The organism is Chitinispirillales bacterium ANBcel5, from assembly GCA_029688955.1.
Taxonomy (GTDB): Bacteria; Fibrobacterota; Chitinivibrionia; order Chitinivibrionales; family Chitinispirillaceae; genus Cellulosispirillum; species Cellulosispirillum alkaliphilum.
In genome coordinates this window covers 100,091-120,989 of the sequence record JARUKZ010000009.1, presented here as the reverse complement: position 1 = coordinate 120,989, position 20,899 = coordinate 100,091, and the positions used below count along the sequence as shown (strand labels likewise).

Annotated in this window: 19 protein-coding genes; 3 read left to right on the top strand and 16 right to left on the bottom strand. The window is 36.9% G+C overall.

Annotated features, from left to right (window positions below; all coding sequences use genetic code 11):
• Window positions 1-4: 4 nt before the first annotated feature.
• The 4 genes from QA601_07055 to QA601_07040 all read right to left on the bottom strand — a co-directional run bounded on the left by QA601_07055 (window position 5) and on the right by QA601_07040 (window position 4,046).
• The gene (locus QA601_07055) at window positions 5-790 is read right to left on the bottom strand and encodes a DNA-formamidopyrimidine glycosylase family protein (protein ID MDG5814827.1); all 786 of its coding nucleotides are present in this window, start codon (window positions 788-790) and stop codon (window positions 5-7) included.
• Window positions 791-838: 48 nt separating this feature from the next.
• Window positions 839-2,290, bottom strand: coding sequence for a decarboxylating NADP(+)-dependent phosphogluconate dehydrogenase (gene gnd, locus QA601_07050; GenBank protein MDG5814826.1), 1,452 nt, complete (start codon window positions 2,288-2,290; stop codon window positions 839-841).
• 2 nt (window positions 2,291-2,292) lie between these two features.
• Window positions 2,293-2,808, bottom strand: a complete 516-nt coding sequence (locus QA601_07045; protein ID MDG5814825.1) for a gluconokinase — start codon at window positions 2,806-2,808, stop codon at window positions 2,293-2,295.
• A 95-nt stretch (window positions 2,809-2,903) separates the two neighbouring features.
• Window positions 2,904-4,046 carry a 4-phosphoerythronate dehydrogenase gene (locus QA601_07040; GenBank protein MDG5814824.1) on the bottom strand — a complete coding sequence of 381 codons (1,143 nt, stop codon included), beginning with the start codon at window positions 4,044-4,046 and terminating at the stop codon, window positions 2,904-2,906.
• Window positions 4,047-4,261: 215 nt separating this feature from the next.
• On the opposite strand from QA601_07040, the gene QA601_07035 reads away from it, so the two are divergent.
• A complete protein-coding gene (locus tag QA601_07035; GenBank protein ID MDG5814823.1) occupies window positions 4,262-5,197 on the top strand; it encodes a sugar kinase in 936 nt (311 codons plus the stop codon).
• Window positions 5,198-5,208: 11 nt separating this feature from the next.
• Here QA601_07035 and QA601_07030 read toward each other — a convergent pair whose 3' ends face one another.
• The 8 genes from QA601_07030 to rfaD form a co-directional block, all read right to left on the bottom strand.
• On the bottom strand, window positions 5,209-6,777 hold the full coding sequence (locus tag QA601_07030; protein MDG5814822.1) for a TonB family protein: 1,569 nt from the start codon (window positions 6,775-6,777) through the stop codon (window positions 5,209-5,211).
• A 14-nt stretch (window positions 6,778-6,791) separates the two neighbouring features.
• A complete protein-coding gene (locus QA601_07025; protein MDG5814821.1) occupies window positions 6,792-8,162 on the bottom strand; it encodes a HAMP domain-containing protein in 1,371 nt (456 codons plus the stop codon).
• 33 nt (window positions 8,163-8,195) lie between these two features.
• Complete coding sequence (locus QA601_07020) at window positions 8,196-9,551, bottom strand: sigma-54 dependent transcriptional regulator (GenBank protein MDG5814820.1); 1,356 nt, start codon at window positions 9,549-9,551, stop codon at window positions 8,196-8,198.
• Between the two features lie 30 nt (window positions 9,552-9,581).
• The gene (locus QA601_07015; protein MDG5814819.1) at window positions 9,582-10,832 is read right to left on the bottom strand and encodes an ATP-binding protein; all 1,251 of its coding nucleotides are present in this window, start codon (window positions 10,830-10,832) and stop codon (window positions 9,582-9,584) included.
• A 2-nt stretch (window positions 10,833-10,834) separates the two neighbouring features.
• Complete coding sequence (locus tag QA601_07010; protein ID MDG5814818.1) at window positions 10,835-11,110, bottom strand: hypothetical protein; 276 nt, start codon at window positions 11,108-11,110, stop codon at window positions 10,835-10,837.
• 157 nt (window positions 11,111-11,267) lie between these two features.
• Window positions 11,268-13,190, bottom strand: a complete 1,923-nt coding sequence (locus tag QA601_07005; protein ID MDG5814817.1) for a tetratricopeptide repeat protein — start codon at window positions 13,188-13,190, stop codon at window positions 11,268-11,270.
• A gap of 4 nt (window positions 13,191-13,194) precedes the next feature.
• A complete protein-coding gene (locus tag QA601_07000; GenBank protein MDG5814816.1) occupies window positions 13,195-14,577 on the bottom strand; it encodes a FapA family protein in 1,383 nt (460 codons plus the stop codon).
• 11 nt (window positions 14,578-14,588) lie between these two features.
• On the bottom strand, window positions 14,589-15,563 hold the full coding sequence (rfaD, locus tag QA601_06995; GenBank protein ID MDG5814815.1) for an ADP-glyceromanno-heptose 6-epimerase: 975 nt from the start codon (window positions 15,561-15,563) through the stop codon (window positions 14,589-14,591).
• 317 nt (window positions 15,564-15,880) lie between these two features.
• On the opposite strand from rfaD, the gene QA601_06990 reads away from it, so the two are divergent.
• On the top strand, window positions 15,881-16,627 hold the full coding sequence (locus QA601_06990; GenBank protein MDG5814814.1) for a YIP1 family protein: 747 nt from the start codon (window positions 15,881-15,883) through the stop codon (window positions 16,625-16,627).
• Between the two features lie 45 nt (window positions 16,628-16,672).
• Window positions 16,673-16,936, top strand: a complete 264-nt coding sequence (gene fliN, locus QA601_06985; GenBank protein MDG5814813.1) for a flagellar motor switch protein FliN — start codon at window positions 16,673-16,675, stop codon at window positions 16,934-16,936.
• A gap of 1 nt (window position 16,937) precedes the next feature.
• Here fliN and QA601_06980 read toward each other — a convergent pair whose 3' ends face one another.
• From QA601_06980 to QA601_06965, 4 genes are all read right to left on the bottom strand, one after another.
• The gene (locus QA601_06980) at window positions 16,938-18,005 is read right to left on the bottom strand and encodes a hypothetical protein (GenBank protein MDG5814812.1); all 1,068 of its coding nucleotides are present in this window, start codon (window positions 18,003-18,005) and stop codon (window positions 16,938-16,940) included.
• Between the two features lie 4 nt (window positions 18,006-18,009).
• A complete protein-coding gene (locus QA601_06975; protein ID MDG5814811.1) occupies window positions 18,010-18,417 on the bottom strand; it encodes a secondary thiamine-phosphate synthase enzyme YjbQ in 408 nt (135 codons plus the stop codon).
• 181 nt (window positions 18,418-18,598) lie between these two features.
• Complete coding sequence (locus tag QA601_06970; protein MDG5814810.1) at window positions 18,599-19,531, bottom strand: M23 family metallopeptidase; 933 nt, start codon at window positions 19,529-19,531, stop codon at window positions 18,599-18,601.
• A gap of 306 nt (window positions 19,532-19,837) precedes the next feature.
• Window positions 19,838-20,839: a DUF21 domain-containing protein gene (locus QA601_06965; GenBank protein MDG5814809.1), complete on the bottom strand. Its 1,002-nt coding sequence runs from the start codon at window positions 20,837-20,839 to the stop codon at window positions 19,838-19,840.
• Window positions 20,840-20,899 lie beyond the last annotated feature (60 nt).

Below are 20,899 nucleotides of genomic sequence, written 5' to 3'. Positions count from 1 at the left end.
TAACTCAGTTCACATCCTGACACTTAGAGCAGTAGTAAGCGGTTCTTCCAGAAACCTTCTCGCTATTAATATTTGTGCCACATCTTTTGCAAACAGCGCCTTTTTTTCTGTTTTTTAGAATATATGTGGCAGGCAAGTTTTCAAGCTTAGCATCAGCTTTTATTGCAGCGTTGAGAACCTTTTTCATCTCATTAAATAGTTTCCCTTTTTGTGCATCGGTTAGTTCAGATGCAACCAAAAATGGATTAATTTTTGCCTGATAAAGAATCTCATCGGAGTATATGTTACCAATTCCAGCGATTACCTTTTGATCCATTAGCGTTTGCTTTATGTTTACTCTCTTTTTTTCTATGATTTGATTAAACGTGTTCTTTCCTAAAGAGAGGGCATCAACTCCTATATTATGCTCATTCAAATATTCCCTAACATCCCGACACATTCCAATTTTACCAAGCAGCCTCTTGTTAACAAATACTAGTTTATAGTGATTATCAAACAATAATGCAGCTCTATCGTAGGCCTGGAATGGATTATCACTTTTACAGTATTTAACGTAACCGGTCATTCCAAAATGCATATGTAAAAAGATTGATTCTGTGCCTAAGAACAAGTGCTTTCCGTGTCGAATAACAGAAGAGAAGGATTTGTTCAAAAAAGCTTTTTTAAAATCATTTGGGGTACTCGTTTCTAAGATCTTGCTGTTAAGTACCTGCAGATCGGTGATCTTTTTTTTAAGAGCGGTTTTTTCTACGATTCTTCTAAAAACCTCTACATCAGGTAGTTCTGGCATAATTTCTCCTGTTTAAAACAGGTAAGAAAAAAGCAAAGTCTGTTCCTCTTATACCTGATATGATCCGGCAGAAGTATCTCCCCCAGTACCGGTCCAGTTAGTGTGAAAAAACTGCCCCTCCGGCGCATCAGTACGCTCATAAGTATGTGCCCCAAAATAGTCCCTCTGAGCCTGTATGAGATTAGAAGGCAATTTCGCAGATCGGTAGGAATCAAAGAAAGTGAGTGCGGAAGCAAAAGCAGGTACTGAAATACCGGCGTTAAAAGCGGTTGAAACAACTTTTCTCCATGATTGTTGAGCTGATTTGATAATGGTTGAGAAATAAGGGTCAAAAAGAAGACTCTCAAGCGCAGGGTTATTTTGAAAGGCGTCGTTGATTTTCCCCAAAAAGCTACTTCTTATAATACACCCCTCACGCCACATCAAAGCGATGTCACCAAAATCTAGCTTCCATGAGTAGGTCTTTGCTGCTGCTTTAAGAAGCATAAACCCTTGTGCATAAGAGATTATCTTTGAGGCCAGGAGTGCATCTTTAATATCACTGATAAATGAATCAACATCACCAGTGAAATCGAATTCTGATGTCTCAAAAAAACCTGCTGCTTTTACCCGCTCGGCTTTTAGCGAAGAAAGAATTCTGGCGTAAACAGCCTCTGTAATAAGAGTAACAGGAACATTTATATCCAAAGAATTTACACTCGTCCATTTACCTGTTCCTTTCTGCCCGGCTTTATCTAAAATTTTCTCAAGTAGTACTTTTCCATCATTGTCTTTGTGTTGCATGATCCTGGCAGTTATTTCAATAAGATAACTTTGAAGCTCTGTGGAGTTCCATTTATCGAAGATGTCGGCCATTTGGGAATGAGAGAGCTTAAGGAGGCCATTCATCAAACTATATGCTTCACTAATAAGCTGCATATCTCCATACTCTATTCCATTATGAACCATTTTGACATAATGACCGGCACCATCTGATCCTACCCAGTTACAGCATGGTTGCCCTTGTGGTGTATGTGCACAAATTGATTGAAAAATATCTTTAATCAGAGGCCAGGCCTCATACTCCCCACCAGGCATAATCGAAGGGCCGTGCCTTGCCCCCTCCTCCCCACCACTGATTCCTGTTCCAACAAAGTTGATCCCCTTATCCCTAAGATAGTAGGTACGTCTGATTGTATCACCAAAAAAGCTGTTACCACCATCAATAATTACATCACCGGGGGTAAGAAAGGGCAAAAGTTGCTCTACAAAATCATCAATTGCTTTGCCTGCTTTTATCATAAGCATTATTTTGCGGGGTCTTTTCAGCATTGAGCAGAACTGTTGTATATCATAGGTGCCCCGAATGGTTTCTCGTCCTTTTGCTTCTTTATTTAGAAAGCGATCGACTTTAGTGATCGTTCTATTGTAAACAGCAACCGTAAACCCTTTATCATTTATATTCAATATAAGGTTCTGTCCCATCACAGCCAAGCCGATTACACCTATATCTGCCTTCATCTTCACTCCTTAGCTCGTTTTATATCGCAATTGTTAGATGAATAATCAATAATTTTTTCTACAATCTCTTCTGGTTTTGTTTCAGAAGATACTGTCAGGGCATCTTCAGGTTCTTCCAGATCCTTAAACTGGCTTTCAACCAAAGATGAAGGCATAAAATGCTCAGTACGTAATGTACTACGTTTCAAAATGAGCTCATAAGATCCATACAGATAAACGAAAAGTACTAAGCAAAGATTTTGGCCTCGTATGATATCCCTGTAGCGCTTCTTTAATGCCGAACAGGCAATTACAGCATCTTTTTTCAGTTTTACATTCTCACTGACCAAATGTGCAATGCGCTCAAGCCATGGTTGACGATCTTTATCATTTAGAGCAATTCCTGTTCTCATTTTTTTTATATTGTTTGGAGGGTGAAGAGAATCGCCATCATAAAAATTACACCCAAGTCTGCTGGATAGTAATTTCCCTACAGTTGTCTTGCCGCTCGCTGTTACACCCATAATTATATAAACCATGAATTGGTCCTGAAATCAGATGAAAGACTCTCATATTTCAAACACAAGAGCTACTCAGGGCAACATATTGCACATTTTCATTCTTCTACAGAAAGTCATATTTTTTTCTGCTCAACAATAAACCCCAAATCTGAAAGAATACATTTTTCCTCTTTCTGATCAGGTCGCACCAATACTTTATAATGAGTAAACTCATATCTTTTAGGATAGTTTTTTCTCAGCTCTTCAAAAACGGAAGGTTGTTGTTCTTTTTTTACTTTAAGAATGGCCCTAAATTGTTTATCATCCTCACTAATCGGATAAGCACGATGAATAGCCTCAACAACCGGATCTTTTGATTGCCTTAAATCGAGTGTATCATGAATACAAGATATTTCTTCAGGGCATACAGACCAGGAACTTTTAGCAAAAAAGAATGCGTAAGCAGCTTCCTGAATCATCTCCGTCCCCGTCACCTTGCCATCGAAGGAGTATCCGGCGATATGTGGAGTTGCGATATCGACCATTCGAACAGTTTCAGTGTTAATAGCAGGTTCATTTTCCCAAACATCAAGCACAACATTGGAAAAATGATCTCTCATTGAGCGGAGTACTTTTTCATCTATAACTTTTCCTCTGCTTGTATTAATGAGCACAGAGCCCTTACGGGCGGCAGAAATAAACTCACTATTAACCATATGATAAGTACTGTCATCACCCGAAGATATGAGCGGAACGTGAATTGTTGTAAAATCAGCTTCAGCTATAACCTGCTCCAAAGGCAAATAGTACTCACTCTGAGTGAGTCGCTTTTTAGGTGGATCGTTAAGCAAACACTCTATGCCCAACGTCTTAGCGATTCTAAGCACTCTGCTTCCAACGTTACCCACACCGATAATACCCATTTTTTTTCCGGAAAGTTCCCAATAATTCAATCCAGTAGTTGCAAATATCGCTGAAAATATATACTCTGCTACACTATTAGCGTTTGAACCGGGAGCATGGGCGAATCCAATATTATTTTGCTGAAGATACTCCAGATCTACATGGTCAATACCAATTGTAGCACTGGCCACAAATTTTACTTTCGTTCCCTCCAGCAACTCTTTTGTAACAGGTGTTACAGATCTAACAAGCACTACTTCTGCATCTCTCAATTCTTCATTATTGATGCTGTAGCTGGGGATGCAGATAACCTCCCCCAGGTCGGAAAAAGCTTCTTTGGCATAGATAATATTCTGATCAGCTATAATTTTCATTGGTTTTCATCCATTTAAAGTATCTTCAGCATAATATAAAATAACTCATTGCATACGATATTTGAATGGGTTTTTATTATAGCTTTCCTAAGATTTTTTTCTTACTTTTCTTCTTTGATTTTATAGCCCTTAAGACAGATGGCGCGTCGTAATATATTTTATTAAGAGTAGATAGAGAAGAAGAGATTAGAATTATTCACTATTCGGGGCATTTAATGAAACCTGTTCATATACGCGATTATGATCTTCTTGTAATAGGAGAATGTTTTGTAGAATTTCGCTGTGAAGGTGATGTTATACATTGTGACAAATTTGAAAAAGACATTGGTGGATCGGACCTGGTTGTAGCATCAACTTCAGCCCGCTTAGGATCAGGGGTACAGATGGTTTCAGCTGTTGCCCGTGACTCATTTCATACCTTTATTCGTGAGCGTTTACTCTCACAAGGAATCAATATTGACCATGTAGTTACCTGTAGCGGCTATAATGGGTTATATTTTACCAGTTCGAGATATCCAGAAATCAGGGAGTATCTCATCCATCACCCAGGGAGCGCATCACAGCATATCAGTCCCTCTATGATCTATGATGATCTTATCGAAAACTGTAAGATAATCTATGCTTCAAGTGAACTTCAGTCGGTGTCAAAAAGTGCCAGGCACACCATTTTTAAGGCCTTCAATTTTGCACACAGTAACGATATAATGGTAGCTTACGACCCTAATCTTCGTCTTCAGAGATGGTCGCTTGATGATGCAAAGGAGAGTTTGTGGGGAGTTTTGCCCCTCATTGATGTTATTTTCACCTCTGCGCCGGATGAAACAAAAGCACTTTTTGGATATGAACGCCCACTTGATGTTATCGGTTTTTTATGGGACAGAGGAGTACACATAGTGGTGGTTAAGACAGGCCCGGAAGGCTGTGTTGTGGGCTATAATGGTAAGGTAGAAGAATTTCCCACACAAAACCACGATGAAGACATAAAGGATAAAACTCTAATCGGAAGTGCCTTTAACGGTGGTTTTCTTCACTGCATTGCACGGGGGTTTGATCCATTTACCGCAGCCGGATTTGCCAACTCCGTGGCTCTTTTTAAAGGGATGAAGGGTGGCGGGATTGTTTCGTTACCAACTTCAGACGATTTAAAATGATCAGTTCCAGATCAGTTTTCAGAAAATTCAAAGGGGTAATTAATAACCAATTCACCTAATGAGTCTGGTACTGCTCTGAAATTCCATTTTAAAATACTCTGTAGAACATTTTGCTCAAAATTGGGGTCACCCATTGTTGATTGAACGATTCTTGTTGCTGTAACAGTTCCATCGGCAGCAATAGTCATCTCTACCAGCATTTGCCCCGAAATTTTTTCTTCTGTTCTAAGGTGACGATTATAGATAAAGCGCAGCTCAGGAGAATGTTCATCGATAATCCTTTTTATAAAACTTGGTCTTCTGTAGGGGTTGATCGAAAGCTGTTGCCTTCTCTTCAGTTCCAGATATTCAGGACTTTTAGCTTCTGAAGTTTCCTGAATCCTTGTTCTTTGAGATCGTGTTTGATTTTTTGTTGCTACTTTTTGCTCTTCTTCCTTGGTATCGTGCATACCGATTTTACTAATCAAGTTTAGAATCGAATCGTCACTTAGTATTTCGAAGGTATGCTCATCTTTTATCAACTGCTCCCGAAGAGGATCCAGAGTCATCATATGTGAGTATCTTTCAATGTTTCTCATAAAGAGCTGATCCTGATATGCTTCTAGCTGTCTTCTGGCTTCATTTGCCACAGTTTTTTGATGTTCATAGAATTCACCAAGCATAAGCAGGCGTCTGTTAGATAACTTAGCCCATCTCATTTGTGGTGCTTCCCTAATGATTCTTCGATATTCAATTAATGCTTCCTGCGTCTCACCAAGTTCTTCATGTGACCGGGCTTTATAGTATCTTGCTTCCATTTTCTGAGTTTTACTTGTTAAATTGTCGAGATAAATTGAGATATGCCTTATTGCACTTCTATAATCCATCAACAAGTAAAACTGCCTTGCTTTATCTAATCCTGAAATATCCATTGATTCAAGCTCCACACGCTGCTTTTGCATCTTTTCTATAAATTCAAGCAAGCGCCATGAAATAATTCCGGCTTCAGTTTCAGGAAAAGAACTAATGACTTTTTCGTAGTATTTTTTTGCCAATTCGTAATCATTTAGCATAGAGTAGCAAAATGCTTTATGAACTAAAACAGCGGCTCTGGTTTCATCTGGCAAGATATAATCCAGAACATCTGAATATATCTTTATCGCTTCATGATATTTTCGATTTCTCTCCCAAAAATAAGCGATCTCTATTACATTAAATATTTTATCATCTTCTTTTGGATTAATAATTTCTTTACCGAGGAGTATTCTTATTGAATTTAAAACAGTTCTTACAGGAACATTGTATAGTATTTTTTCAAATGTTTGCGCCTCATTTCTAAATCTTTCAGCAGATGTTAGGGCCTGTATACGGGCTTCAAGTTCAAGGGCATCTAAATCGCTATCATCGCCCCTATTCATTCTTTTCTTAATCATCTCATATCTTGCAATTATACCAAAAGCATTTGAAACATCCTGACGTGCAGCATATGAACCAAGAAGGTATCTTACCTCCTCCATTCTAATATCAATTAACCCAGCATTAAATACAGAAGTAAAACCAATTAGAAGCAGTATCAATGCTATTTTCGTTAAAGTTTTCATAGCTGCTTACATTTTCAGGTCATTTTAGATTGCATAGATTTATTTTTTATCCTTGCAGGTTTACCAGATCCGGTTCTTCTATCAATTGCATAACATGAGCCATCTATTGTTTTAACGTACGATTTAACTTCAGCGGCAACCTGAATAATTTCAGCATGTCTTCTAAAAGGACGATTTAAATTAGTTACTACTGCTACAGATACACTCATAATCGGAAACCTTTGTCGTACTCCCATTCTATTAACCGAATCGATATAGCCATTTTTTGCATCTGAATTATTATAAAATTGATATATCCCTCTATCAAAAGTAGTAATTAATGCTTTAGCAATAATTTCCCAATATTCATAAGGGCACACCATTACAAAATCATCACCACCTTCGTGTCCTACAAAAACATTATTTACATCACGCCTTTTAGAAACGCTAAGCAAGCAATCTCTGGTATATAGAAGCGCATCATCTCCCCTTGTAAAACCATATTTATCATTATATGCCTTAAAATTGTCAAGATCGCAATACAGTACACATATTTTTTGATTCTCATTTAAGTTTTTATTGATGTAATTGGCGATAGAGATGTTTCCTGGTAACCCTGTGAGTGGATTTGACTCCTTTGCTTCATTACTCATTCGTTTTAATGCGACACTCATCTCATTAAAAGAAGACGCCAGTTGGCCAAATTCATTTGTTCCAAATTTTGGCACCCGAATATCAAGATCTCCTTTAGCAATAGATTTAGTTGCTTCATTAATTTTCTTGATAGGCAAAATGATCATTTTTATAAACAAGAACGCAAAAAGTATATGAACAACTGCAACCAAAACACCAATTATGACGCATTGTCTGTATAAATACCCCATTTGCTTATCAACACCACTCATATACAATTCTATTCCTGCAACACCGATATTCTCAGTTTCAAAAACAAAAGGTATAAAGAGCATAATTTTTCTGTTATCTTTATCCACATCATGGTAAAACAGTTTATCTTCAAAACCCTGTCGTGTTATAGCCATATTGATTAACCGCAATTCATCCATATCAGCACTTTCACGACCAGTGATATTGTTTTCTACAACTTCTACAAATATTTTTCCACCCTCAGTATAGAGAGTAAGATTGTGAATATTTAATGTAGTAGCTTCTTTGAGTATAAGATTTATATTAGAAGAGTTAAGGAGACCTGTATTATTTACTATATTATCGATTCGGTATTTAAGACTTGAAGCAGTATGTTGACTTGAAAGTATTGCGTTTTTAGCAATAAGATCAAGTTGGTTTTCAAAAACCATTATAATGAAAATGGTAACATTGAGAACAGTTAAAAAGAGGTAGATTACAGCAGTAGTAAAAAATATAGACTTGGTATTATTACCAAACATCAGTTTTCCCTTTTATTAGATTGCAGTGATATTCTATGACTCACTAACACTATTTGTCTCAAGGGCGTACTCATTGAGTTTATTTCTTAGGGTTCTAATTGAAATCCCAAGCAATTGGGCAGCTTTAGTCCTGTTTTGATTGCACGCATCCAAAGTTTTTAAGATGAGATTTCTTTCGGCATCTGCTATAGTCATTCCCACTTCAAGGTTATTGATTTTTGATCCATTTAGATTTCCTGATTTGATATCAAAAACATCAGGAGCTATTAGACCGGTCCGAGTAAGGACCACTGCGCGTTCAACAGTATTTTCAAGTTCCCTAATATTACCAGGCCAGGTATATGAATGGAGATGCTTTATACACTCCTTTTCAAACCCTTCAACACTAAAACCATTCTCATCATTGTACTTAGTAATAAAGTGTCTAACCAACTCTTCAACATCTTCTTTTCTTTCTCTAAGAGGTGGTAGATGTATATGAAACACATTAAGGCGGTAAAAAAGGTCCTCTCTAAAAGTTCCTTTTGAAACAAGCTCCTCAAGATCCCGATTAGTAGTTGCAACAATCCTAACATCTATTTCTATGGTATCATCTCCGCCAACTTTTTGGATTTCTTTTTCCTGAAGCACTCGTAGAAGTTTTGCCTGAGCAGTGAGAGGCATCTCTCCAATCTCATCAAGGAGCAAAGTACCTCCTGAAGCTGATTCAAACTTTCCGGCTTTGCGGTTTATAGCACCGGTAAAAGCACCCTTTTCATGTCCGAACAACTCAGATTCTATCAATCCTTCCGGAAGAGCTGCACAGTTTATTTTAACAAATGGTTTTTGACTTCGAGGACTTTGATAATGGATAGATCGTGCAACGAGCTCTTTTCCTGTACCAGATTCTCCGGTAACCAGTACAGTAGAACGGCTTTCAGCCACTGCTTTTGTTAGCTCTTTTATCTTTGTTATAGATGCTACATTTCCTATATAGCTCCACTTATTTTTGATCTCTTTTTTTAGTCTATAGTTCTCTTTTACTAAAGTTCTAAATTTTAGTGTACGTTCAACCGTTAACTCTAACTCCCTTATAAGGCTATCGGTTTTCTGTATAAAATCGAATGCACCTTTTTTAATTGCCTCTACAGCAGTATCAATTGCTCCATAAGCGGTAATAATCAAAAATGGTACATCATCCTTTATTTTTTTAACATTCTCCAAAAGCTCCATACCACTCATACCAGGCATTTTCATATCTGAGATCACAAGATCAAACTCCTGCTCTGAAAATAATGTTAGAGCAGAAATTCCATCAGGTGCATCAATGACCTGATATTCCTGTCTTCTGAGGGTCTCTACAATAGAATCCCGAAATAACTCGTTATCATCTACAACAAGTATTTTCATTTTTTTTCTCTTTTGATAAATACCTACAAACTAATCTTTTAAATAAGGTAGAAATATTTTTACGCTGGTACCATTACCACTACTACTGTTAACATCTATATGTCCGCTGTGAGATTCAACTATCTTTTTTACTATAGCTAATCCAAGTCCTGTCCCATTTTCTTTTGTGGTAAAAAATGGATCAAATATTTTTTCCAAAACTTCACTTTCCATTCCGCATCCAGTATCAGAAATAGTAAATGCAGAAAACCCCCTCTCCTTTTTCCCTTTTTCAAAGCTTACAGCAAGGGTTCCCCCATCGTTCATAGCCTGCACAGCATTGAGACAAACATTCATAATAGCCTGGCTCATTTTTTCTGGATCAGCAAGTACAAACAGATTTTCAGCGTCTTTAAGTTTTTTATCTACCTTTATATTAACACCGAGCCTCTCAATTTCTATTTCAGTAAAATCAACAATCTCTTCAAGCAGTGCACCCAATTCAAGCTTTCGAAATTCAGTGGTTACGGGACGAGTATAAACCAGTAAATTTGAAACAATTTTATTAAGTCTGGATAAACCTTCGGTTATTTTGTTTAGGGTTTTCCTTCTACTGTCTTTTGGTTCAAGATCTCGTTCGAGCAACCCAGCCCACACTCCCATTGCACCAAGAGGGTTACGAATTTCATGTGCAACCGTAGCAGACATTTCTCCAAGTGCAGCCATTGTCCTGTTCTGTTGCATCTCTCTTTCCATTGCTTTTAATCTGGATATATCACTGAAAATTTCTACAGCTCCTAGTTTTCTTCCATTCCCGTCTTTAAGAATTGCTGTTTGGTAGGAAACGGGCACAGGGTGACCATCTTTGTGCCACAAAACTCTTTCATCACGTAAAAGTTCACAACCACTTTGAAGCGTTTTTAAAAGAGTACTGCCCCGACTCTCTTGAGTTATAAATATTTCGGTATAAGGTCTTCCCATTACTTTCTCAGCATTATACCCTGTAATTATTCCCGCCGCCTTATTGAAGTGAGTTATTTCCCCTGCCGTATTAACCCCGATAACCCCATTATCCATGCTTTCCAAAATACTGTTAAGATATGTTTGTACTTCTTCCTTTTGGGCGAGACTCCCTGCAAGTTGCGCATTTTTTCTATCAAGCTCAATATTTACATTCTTAAAATCTTGCTGCATGGCCTCATATGCAGTACTTAGCTTCTCAGCTCTATTCTGAAACTCAACAAATGCACGGTGTAGGTCTCTATATACATCAACTGAAAACGCATCTTTTACTTCCATCATTTTCACGCCCTGACTCCAGTTTGAGTCCCATAAAGCTTTTCCATATACATCTTTAGTTTTTGCTCATCTTCAAGGAATTCTTTTATTACCATTTCCATGTTTTCCAAGACGTTTTCTAATTCAGAAACAAGATTATTGGTTTTTATTGCTGTTTTTCTTTTTTGCCACTGGATAATATCAGATTCCACACTATTTCTTTGACCCTGTACTTTTTCCAATAACTTGCTTTTATTTTCTATGCCCTCTATAATAACGGATAAATCTCCCCTTGAAAGCACAAGACTGCTTATCATGGATCTAACTGTGTCGCGCAGCGTTTTATAACAGCAAAGTTGAGCATTGAACGACTCAATGAGTCGTTCAACAAGTAATGTATCATTTTTATTCATATATGGTTATTTTAGAATAGGTAAGCGGCGGAGTCAATTATTTTTTTTATCTTCTAAGCACTGATCTGTATTCATGTTCCCAAATGGTATCCTCCAGTTTCCATTCAGCCTGTCTGGCCCAGTAATCTTGTGAGTGATGCTCAATTAATTTTTTATAAACATCAACTGCGTTTTGAAATTCCATGAGATTTCTGTGGATATTTGCAATTTGAAATAACCCCCAGGGTGTTTCGTGGAATGACGGATACTTTCTTGTCACCCTTTGATATAATGGAAGAGCTTTTTGAAAATTTCTTTGCTTAAATTTAAGATCGGCAAGTTTGTAATAAGAGTCAGGTACCCTCAGGTATACATTATTGTCCTCTCCAAGTTTAATGGCCGATTTGTAGGAATCCGCAGCTCTTCTGGAATTTTCAAGTAAGCGAAAAACATTACCTCTTTTATAATATGTATAGACCTTATCAGATACACTTTTGCTAAGATTCAAAGCTTGGTTGTAAGCTTCTATTGCTTTTCTAAGATCAGCAAGGTGAACATAAGTATCACCAAGTCTCTCCCATGCTAAAGGGACCCATTCGTGCTGCCTATATTCACGAATAAAGTGCCTCCAAAGCCTTTCCGCTGTTTCAAAATCACTGCGTTGCTGATAACACATTGTTTTAAGAAACATACTGTTTGGAGCAAACCTATTGTTAGGAAATCGATCAAGAAATTGTTCAAATTGATTTTGAGCATCTTTATAAAGCCTCATTTTATAAAAACATATCCCAATATTATAGATACTATGAGCAGCCAATGAGCCCTGAGGATTTTCTACCAACACCTTCCTAAACTCATTTACCGCTCTATCAAACCTGTCGGACTTAAATCCTCTTATTCCGTTAAGTAATTTCTGTCCCACATCGGTCAGAGTATCAACAGTCATCATGGAAAGAAGGGAATCGATTCTGATTTCTATGGGAGCGTAATGTCGTTTTTCGATCACATCATAACCAACACTGGTTTCTTTAGTTTGGTCATTTTTTCTTGTTGTTTCGCTGACTAAAGGGCTATACTGATCCAGTAATGTCCTTGCTTTCGTTATATGCTTTTCATTTCTTGCATTTTCAATATAAGCTCTGAGGTGTTTTACTGCCTCATTATAGTTTTTTTTCTCACCAAAAATTTTTCCTAAGTAGAAATGTCCATTTATTCCAAGATTAGGGTGATTTAGACCCCTTTGAAAATTGATTCTGGCCATTCTGTTCTGCCCCTTTTTACGCCTGATCAAACCAGCATAGTAGTATGCTCCTGGGTGACCTGGCTTAACTTTTAAACAGGCCCGAATCGCAGCTATTGCAGAATCATATTTATTGTGATTATAGTAATCGACAGCTTTGCTGAATAAACGATCAACTTCCGGGTCTGTATCATCCTCATCCTGTTGTTCTGAATCAGCACTATCTCTATCCACCTGTTCATCAGTGGTATCACGCTTAATGTTGTCGGAGGGTTCTTCAAGTACATTTTGATCTATTTCAGTAGCTTGCTCTACCCCTCCAACTCTGGTTATAAAGCTATCAATGGTAAGTTGAATACTGTCACGCTCCGCAGGATCTGCTGATTGCATATACTGTTGAAGTTCATTTATGGCTCTTTGGATTTGACCATCCTGCTCATAGGCTTGTGCTAACATTTTATGAGCTTTTCCCCACCCTGGATTGTAGGTTAGGGCCTCCTGAAGGTAATAAATGACTAATCTGGGATTATTCTGCAAAGAGTGAATTTCAGCAAGGTGCATGTATGCATTATAATTATCGGGATAAGCAGCTAAAACTTTCCTGAACTCTTCTGTTGCCAGGTCGTATTTTTTTTCATTCTTATATCTAACACCAAGTCTGTAATGAATGTAATCAATTGATTCGTCAGCATTGGTTGTGAATAAACCAAAAAACAGAACTAAGCTAATAAACCAGTATTTAGAATTCATAAAATCATTTACCTCCACCACTAATAGCCCTAATGTCGTTTTTTGTACACGGGGCCTCATCGCTAATCATTTCATAGGTTACGCTTTTTTCAACTTTTTTAATTAAACGTTTTTGATTTCCAAGATTAGCAACAACATTAGGATATACTACTGATGCTTTTATAATTGGACAATTGGGGGAGGTTAAAGAAGATTCCAAATCAGAAATCTGTTTTTGGAGGGAACAGAAATTAATATATAAAAATAGCAAGGAATGCTTCATCTCATCAAAGGTATCTAAATCCTGTATATTACCATTTTGATCCATATGGTTTTTTAAATAATCAAAAAGTATTTTCTTTTCTGTATTTAACTTAGCTTTAGATTCTTTTAGTTTGCTCAGTACTAAAGAACGTTGTTTTTGTTTCATAGCTTTGTGATCAATATCAACGATAGTTTTAGTTTCCGAAACATTTCCAATTTCTTTTGCTCTAATTCCATTTGCAGCAGCAACATATCCACCCACAATATTTTTAGCAGTAACTCTACCATGTGATATTATAGATGAGTGAAGTATATCATCATAAACGGTGCAGTCGGAATCAGTGTTCACAGTAAAGTTTGAAATAAACTTTGCACTGAGTTTTCCCCCACACTCAATTAATCCAGAACCTGATCCGGCGATTCCGTTTCGGACTTGTATACTACCACCACATTTTATTATTGTCTCTTCTGCACACCCATAAACCACAAGAGATCCGGATATATGAACTTCAAAACCGGCTTTAATTGAACCGGTTACCTTTAAATCGCCATCAAGGGAGATGTTTCCTGTAGCATAATCTATGTCACCATTTATTACTTTTTGAGAATGTACTTCTATTGTATCTTCAGCTATTCTCAAATAACCATCTATACTTGCTACCAAAAGATTTGGATCACTAACTGATATCTCAGTTCCGGTTCCAACCCTCAATATTACATCGTTCTCTTGAGGAGCAGGTAAAGTTTTCCCAAAAACAGTTATACCATCCGAACCTCGTACAGAAGGTATTCTTCTGGCCAACGGTGTTCCTTTTTTGACATTTACAATAAGTCCCAGATTTTTGTGATCCACTTTACCGCATTTGAGTTCTTTAGGTTTGCCGATTTTTGATGTATCTATAAGTAATTGAATTTTTCCAGGTCTTCCCCTTTCTACAGGTTTTCCTGAAGCAATTATAGTATATGAACCGATTTTTTTTTCGGAAATCATCTGATGTATGTTCTTCTCTTTTACACCATATACGATTTTTTTTTGTGCAAGAAACTGCATTATGTTATCAAAAGATATGTTCTTACACTCTACTGGAATAAGAAGAGCTGCAGTTAAAAAGTCTGAGCTTATTTTGACATCTAACTGGTCCAAAAACTTCTCCCTTACCAGCCCAATGGAGTTTCTGTAATCAAATGATTGTGAACATAATCTTTTACTGCATCATCAAGTGACATGCATGTATGGTCACATCCAACAGATCTTAATTTTTCCATTTCAGCCTGAGTAAAATACTGATATTTATTTTCGAGACTTGCGGGCATATCTACATACTTTATAACAGTTTCCTTACCAAGAGCATTAAACAGTGCACGCGCCAGGTCGTTCCAGGTTTTGGCCTCCCCTGTACCAATATTATAAATACCCCCTTTTTTGTTTTGTAAGAAGAAAAGAGTCATAGCAGCAACGTCTTTTACGTATATGAAATCTCTTCTCTGTTCTCCATGACTATAATTTGCTCGGTTTGATTTAAATAACGATATTTCACCTTCATCTCTAACCCTTTTAAAAGCCTTTGCTATAAGGCTTCTCATATCACCTTTATGTTCTTCATTTGGTCCAAAAACATTAAAGTATTTAAGACCTACTATTTTTTTTAACCAGCCTTTTTTTTGGGCATAAAGATCAAATACATGTTTAGAGTACCCATACATATTCAATGGTCTTAAATCATGTAAGTCGCTTTCCCGGTCTTCATACCCTTGTCCACCGTTACCATAAGTAGCAGCACTGGAGGCATAAATAAATCTGCACTCCTGATTACGCTCCCACCAATGGCCTATTCTTGCCGTGTATCGGAAATTATTCTCCATTAAATAGGATGCATCTTTTTCTGTGGTAGAAGAACATGCACCAAGGTGAAGAATAGCATCAATTCCAAAATTCAATTCACCAGCTTCAAGACGTGAAATAAAGTCATCTTTGTCCAAGAAATCCTGATATTTGAGCGGAACCAGGTTTTTCCATTTTTCGCTGGTCCCCAATCTATCGACGATCAAAATATCTTCTACTCCACGTTGATTAAGCATCCAAACTAAACAACTTCCAATAAAACCAGCTCCACCTGTAATAACAATCATGAAAAATCCTCCAAATTACATTGCACTTTTTTGATCGGAACCACATATAAAAAAGCGCTTGTTGTAACATCTTCAGTTTATAATAAAATTCGACCAAAATCAATAAATATACAATCCAATTGATATAATAAAAAGGTATCTCCAAGGTTTGTAATCCAATAAAAACTAACGAGATAAATTTAGTACCATCTAATTCTTTAGTGAATAGTCCTGTTAGAGTTTAAATGAAGAAGTTTTTGGGGATTGCAATCAATAGAAAGTATTTTCTAATACTAAAAAAACTTATTTGAATTTAATGACAAGGTAGCTTCTTTACGGTGAAATGTCAAAAGTGTCTTACGCAGAACTATTATGTATCTCCAGTCTGTTCGTTTTGTGGTAATATTACTGTCTTAGATAAGTCTATCATTCCTGCAACAATTCCCTGGGAAACCAGCTTAAGAGAAAAATCACCATTACAGGCTCTCTTTATCTCAATAAAAAACATTTTGTTATTACCCAGCTCTTCTTTCTCTGATTTGGCTCATAACAAAAACATTCTGCCATCAGCAATATTTGCTCTATTTTGTATAGGAGTTGGGCTAAGTGGCCAAATACTTTGGGGGACCTTGGAAATATTTCAGAGTTCGATAACTCATTGGTTTGGCTCAACTCAAAGTTCGTCATTTTCTTTTATCTCTGCACCAGCTACTCAACTCATTCAGCTGTTTATTTCTGCCCTCTATGTACATTTTACAGTATTTGTATTCCGAGCCCAAAAAGCCACCTTTTCTCAGACACTAAAGGTAGTCTTCTATGCTCAAGCAGCTTATCTCTTTTTCCTCATCCCCTTTGCCGGTGGATTTATTTCTACATGTGTTTATTTTTACCTGTTGCTTAAAGGGGCAAGCTGCATACATATTACCTCGAGCTTGAAAATGGTTTTAATTCTTTTATCCCCAGTGTTCCTGTTCGTTTTGATAGTTTTTTTGTTGTTGGCTGCATTTTCCATAGCTTTAGCTGCTCAGCCTTCAAATTTAGAAGTTTTAAGGTACCTTGAGTTTATAAAAGAGTTATTGACCTGATAATCTAAGGATCGTAGAATAATAGAAAAAGGCAGGAATTAATATATGAAAAAAAGAAAAATTGGAATGCTCCTGGATGTGAACGTGCCCATGCGAGTTCTGCTTGGCCAAACGAGTATGACTGTACGTGATCTCCTAAGTTTAAAAAAAGGTAGCCTTGTAAGGCTCAATAGAATGGCCGGTGAACCAGTGGATGTTTTAATCTGCAAAAAACTTATTGCAAAGGGTGAAGTAACAGTAGTCGATGACCGGCTTTCAATTCGAATAGGTCAATTATACGGTGCCAAAGAAAAATTTAAGCATCTTTGATTTAAAAATTAAAACCCATGGTTATCCTCACTGGTGAATACTCCAATTTATCAAAGCGAAATGCATAATCGAGAAAATAGTTTCTAAATTTTACACCAGTTCCCAAAGTCGGCACTTTATCAGATAATCCAACCCTGAAACTAACTGTGTTCCAAAATTCAGCTTCTACCCCAAAATGATATGTCTGGGCGTAATTACGTATAACTGAAACAGTTAAAATCCAATCTGCCCCCCAAAAACCCGAGTAATCTGAATAAGATATTCCAAAGTGTTGTGTGCCATGTACGGGCTCTTTATATTCTCTTTTTCCTGAACCGTCATCTGAATGACTCCACATCATTTTTGATGGAATAACGTTTCTGAGTGATACTCCCAAAGAAATGAATCTGGAGAGCTTTTTATAGTTAAAATCATAGTCCACTCCAAACCTCATCAAAACCCCTAGATCCAAAGTTGCATTCATTCCTACTCTAACCTTATCGTCAATATTGGTAGTCTGCCATGTCCCTTTAAAGTTTACACCAGACCCAACATCCATAACTAAAGGCAAATCACCCGCCGCCGACCTTGGCAATGGAATCGAAAATAACCTTCCAAGCGAAACAACCATCATGGTACTGGTATTGTAAAAATGACCATCAGAAGATCCATCAGCTCTTAAGTCAGGATTATGCAAACGTTGCTGAAAAGTTCCGCTAAGAGTATCCCATTTTTGTATTGTCCCACTGTAAAAAGGTATTAGAAGAGCCGAAAGCCCAATTCCAGCATTTTCCAAAGGCATATGCAAGGCAATTACACCGTGATGAGCAAGTCCCCAAAATAAATTAGCATACTCGAGCGATACTTCAAATTCAGAAAGCATAGAGGACGCAGCGGGATTCCAATAAGCAGAAGTAGCTCTGGTTGCCAGTGAAACTCCAGAATTACCCATAGCAGCAACATCACTCCCTACAGGAAGGTGCATCATTTCACCAGCATATCTTATTTCACTTTCATTAGCATCAATAGAAACAAGCGAAAAGAAAACTGCATACAATACAACATATGGGAATGGTTTTACCATTCTCATACTTCTACTCTCCTATTATAGTGACCGAAAACTTTCGGCCCGAACGCGGACCATCAAACTCACAGAAATACAATGATTGCCAGGTACCAAGAACAAGCTTACCCTTTAGCACCGGAACCTGAGCGCTAAACCCTACAAGAGATGATTTTATGTGACTATCACTATTACCTTCGATGTGATTAAAAGCCGGGTCTTTTGTGATAAGTTGATTCATCTTGTAGAAAAAATCCCTCCCAACATCTGGATCAGCATTTTCATTAAGAGTAATTGCAGCAGTTGTATGTAGGCTTGAAACCATACAGATTCCGTTCTGAACGTTACTTAAGCGAATACTTTTTTCAACTTGACTCGTAATATCTAACCATTCTGTTCTCTTTTGAGTACTTATACCATGTTCTTCATAATGTACCATTGTTTTCATCTCCAATTGTATTTAGATATCAAGTATATATAAGTATATCATTATTTTTTGTATATAGAGAAATATTTTTTGGGAAAAGTAGTTTTAAACACCACAATGGCGCTATTTTTAAGTCCGAGAATAAAATATAATTTCAGACAAAAGGGAATATTAAGAGAAGAGTTACCAAGATTCAATCAACAATTACATCAGATGCTAAGATATACCGCAAAGGGTTAACAGCTCTTCCATTTTGATGTACTTCGTAGTGAAGATGAGGGCCCGTGCTCAATCCAGTGCTCCCTACGTATCCTATTAAGTCACCGCGTTCAACTACTTGCCCTGAAGTAACAGCTGCTTTATGCAGGTGAGCATACAGTGTTTCATACATTCCCTTGTAATGAGAGATGATAACAGTTGTTCCAAAATGATTTCTGTTACCAGAATGCTTAACAATTCCGTCTGCAGTAGTAAATACGGGGGTCCATGTTTTATTGGCAATATCTAATCCGGAATGAAAAATGCGCTGTCCTGTAACAGGGTGAGTTCGGTATCCGAATCTCGAGGTTATTCTCCCAAAGGCAGGCCATATTGATGGTCTATGCGACCATTTATCGTATAACCCAATAACACTTTCTGACATCTGAACAAATGTGGATTCCTGCAATTCAGCTTGGTGAATTAAATTAACGAGATTTTGTTTAACTTCTTGAGATCGTACCACAACCGGATCCATTAAGCTTGAATACATTAGCTCTTCTTTTGTTGGCATTCCACCAACACCAGCTTTTCTTACTTCCTCACTAATTGAATTTAACCCATACCTAAGTCGTGCATTATTCTCATAGCTTACTATTCCATCTATTTTATTTTTTTCTTCTTCAATGATTTTTTCAAGAAACCTTAATTTTGAAAGTAACCCCTGATTTTCACGCCTAATTTCGTACAATCCAAGCCTTGCAATACCAAAAGATGCACCATAATAAACCAGTCTACCAAAACCTGCTACCCCGATTAGTGAAAAAATCAAACACAAAACAATTAAAGTACCAGAGATACTGAAAGGTTTAATTTTTGCACCAGACTCTGAGGATGTAAAAAGAACATTCCATCTGTTTGTTTTCATATTTATATTTCCGTGTCCATTATCTTACTTTAGAATCATACTTCTTATCTTTCTGCCCCTGTATTAAAGGTAAGAAAGAAAGCCTTGAAACCTCTACTCTAATTGTACCAAGCAAAAGTACTTTAACCAAGTGAAAAGTAACTGAGCTAAAGGCACAGTACCTAAATAAAGCGGTTAACTTAAGACTCTAAAAGAAGTTATATATTTGGCCTTTTAATTAAAAAATATGGAATATTTATTAAATATAACTTAATAAGTTAAATTTTATTAGGGTCAAAAGCAAGGAAAAACTATGAAAGATGATTATTAAGTAGATAGGTATTCAGGGCTTATCTTAACAAAAGCCTTTTTAAATAAAATTCTCCGATCCAAAATAGCCGTAGTTTGGCCATTTTTATCCTCAATAAGGTAAAATCTGGGTGCATCTTCTTTAATTTTTCTGACACATTCCAGTAAAGAAACATCATTTTTCATTTTCGGTAATTTTCTTACAATTGAATTCAAATCAGCTCTTTCATCCAAAAATGCAACATCTAATATATTGAAATACCCTACGGGCGTAGTACAATCATCATCAAAAATAACGACCTCTTCATCTTCGGTTATATTCTGAATCAATTCTTTATACCTTAAAGAGCGTCTGATGCACCCATAATCATTTATCCAATCACCAATACTGTAAGCTATCTCACCCACTGTTATGTCTTTTAGATGAAACGCATTATCAATGAGCGTATCAACGGTTTCAAATAAAGTGCCTCTCCTTGCCCCCTCTCCGGCAATCATTAACACCTCCTCTCTTACCTTTGTTTTATAGGATTCACTTCCATCTATGGAACTTCTCCCAAGAATTTTGGTAAATAGTGCAAGTATGTAGGAGAAGGGGTAAGCTAATACATAAACACCTGCAAGGAGTGGAATTGATTTGAAAGTCATTCTAAATGGATATATTCTAAATAAAGTTTTAGGAAGCATCTCACCAAAAAGAACCATCACTGGGGTAAGAAACCAAGATTCCGGAGATGGAATTTGGCCTACATCTAAGGGTAATATCTGGTCCAGGAGAATAAAAATATTTATAAACGCAAGTGTAGCACCGACATTACACAAATTATTGGCTATGAGTATCGTGGTGAGAAATCTCTCCTTATGATTCATAAGATAGAGTGCAAGCCGAGCTTTTAAATTACCCAAACCTGCTCTGTGAGCAACTTTTAGGGTATTCCAAGATATAAACCCGGTTTCCGATCCGGAAAAAAAGAACGAACCTGCTACACAGATCAAAAAAAGCGTAAGCTGATAAGCCATTTAGTTTTGTCTAGTCTAGTTGTTAAACATGTTCAAAATAATGAGAAGAATAATTGATAA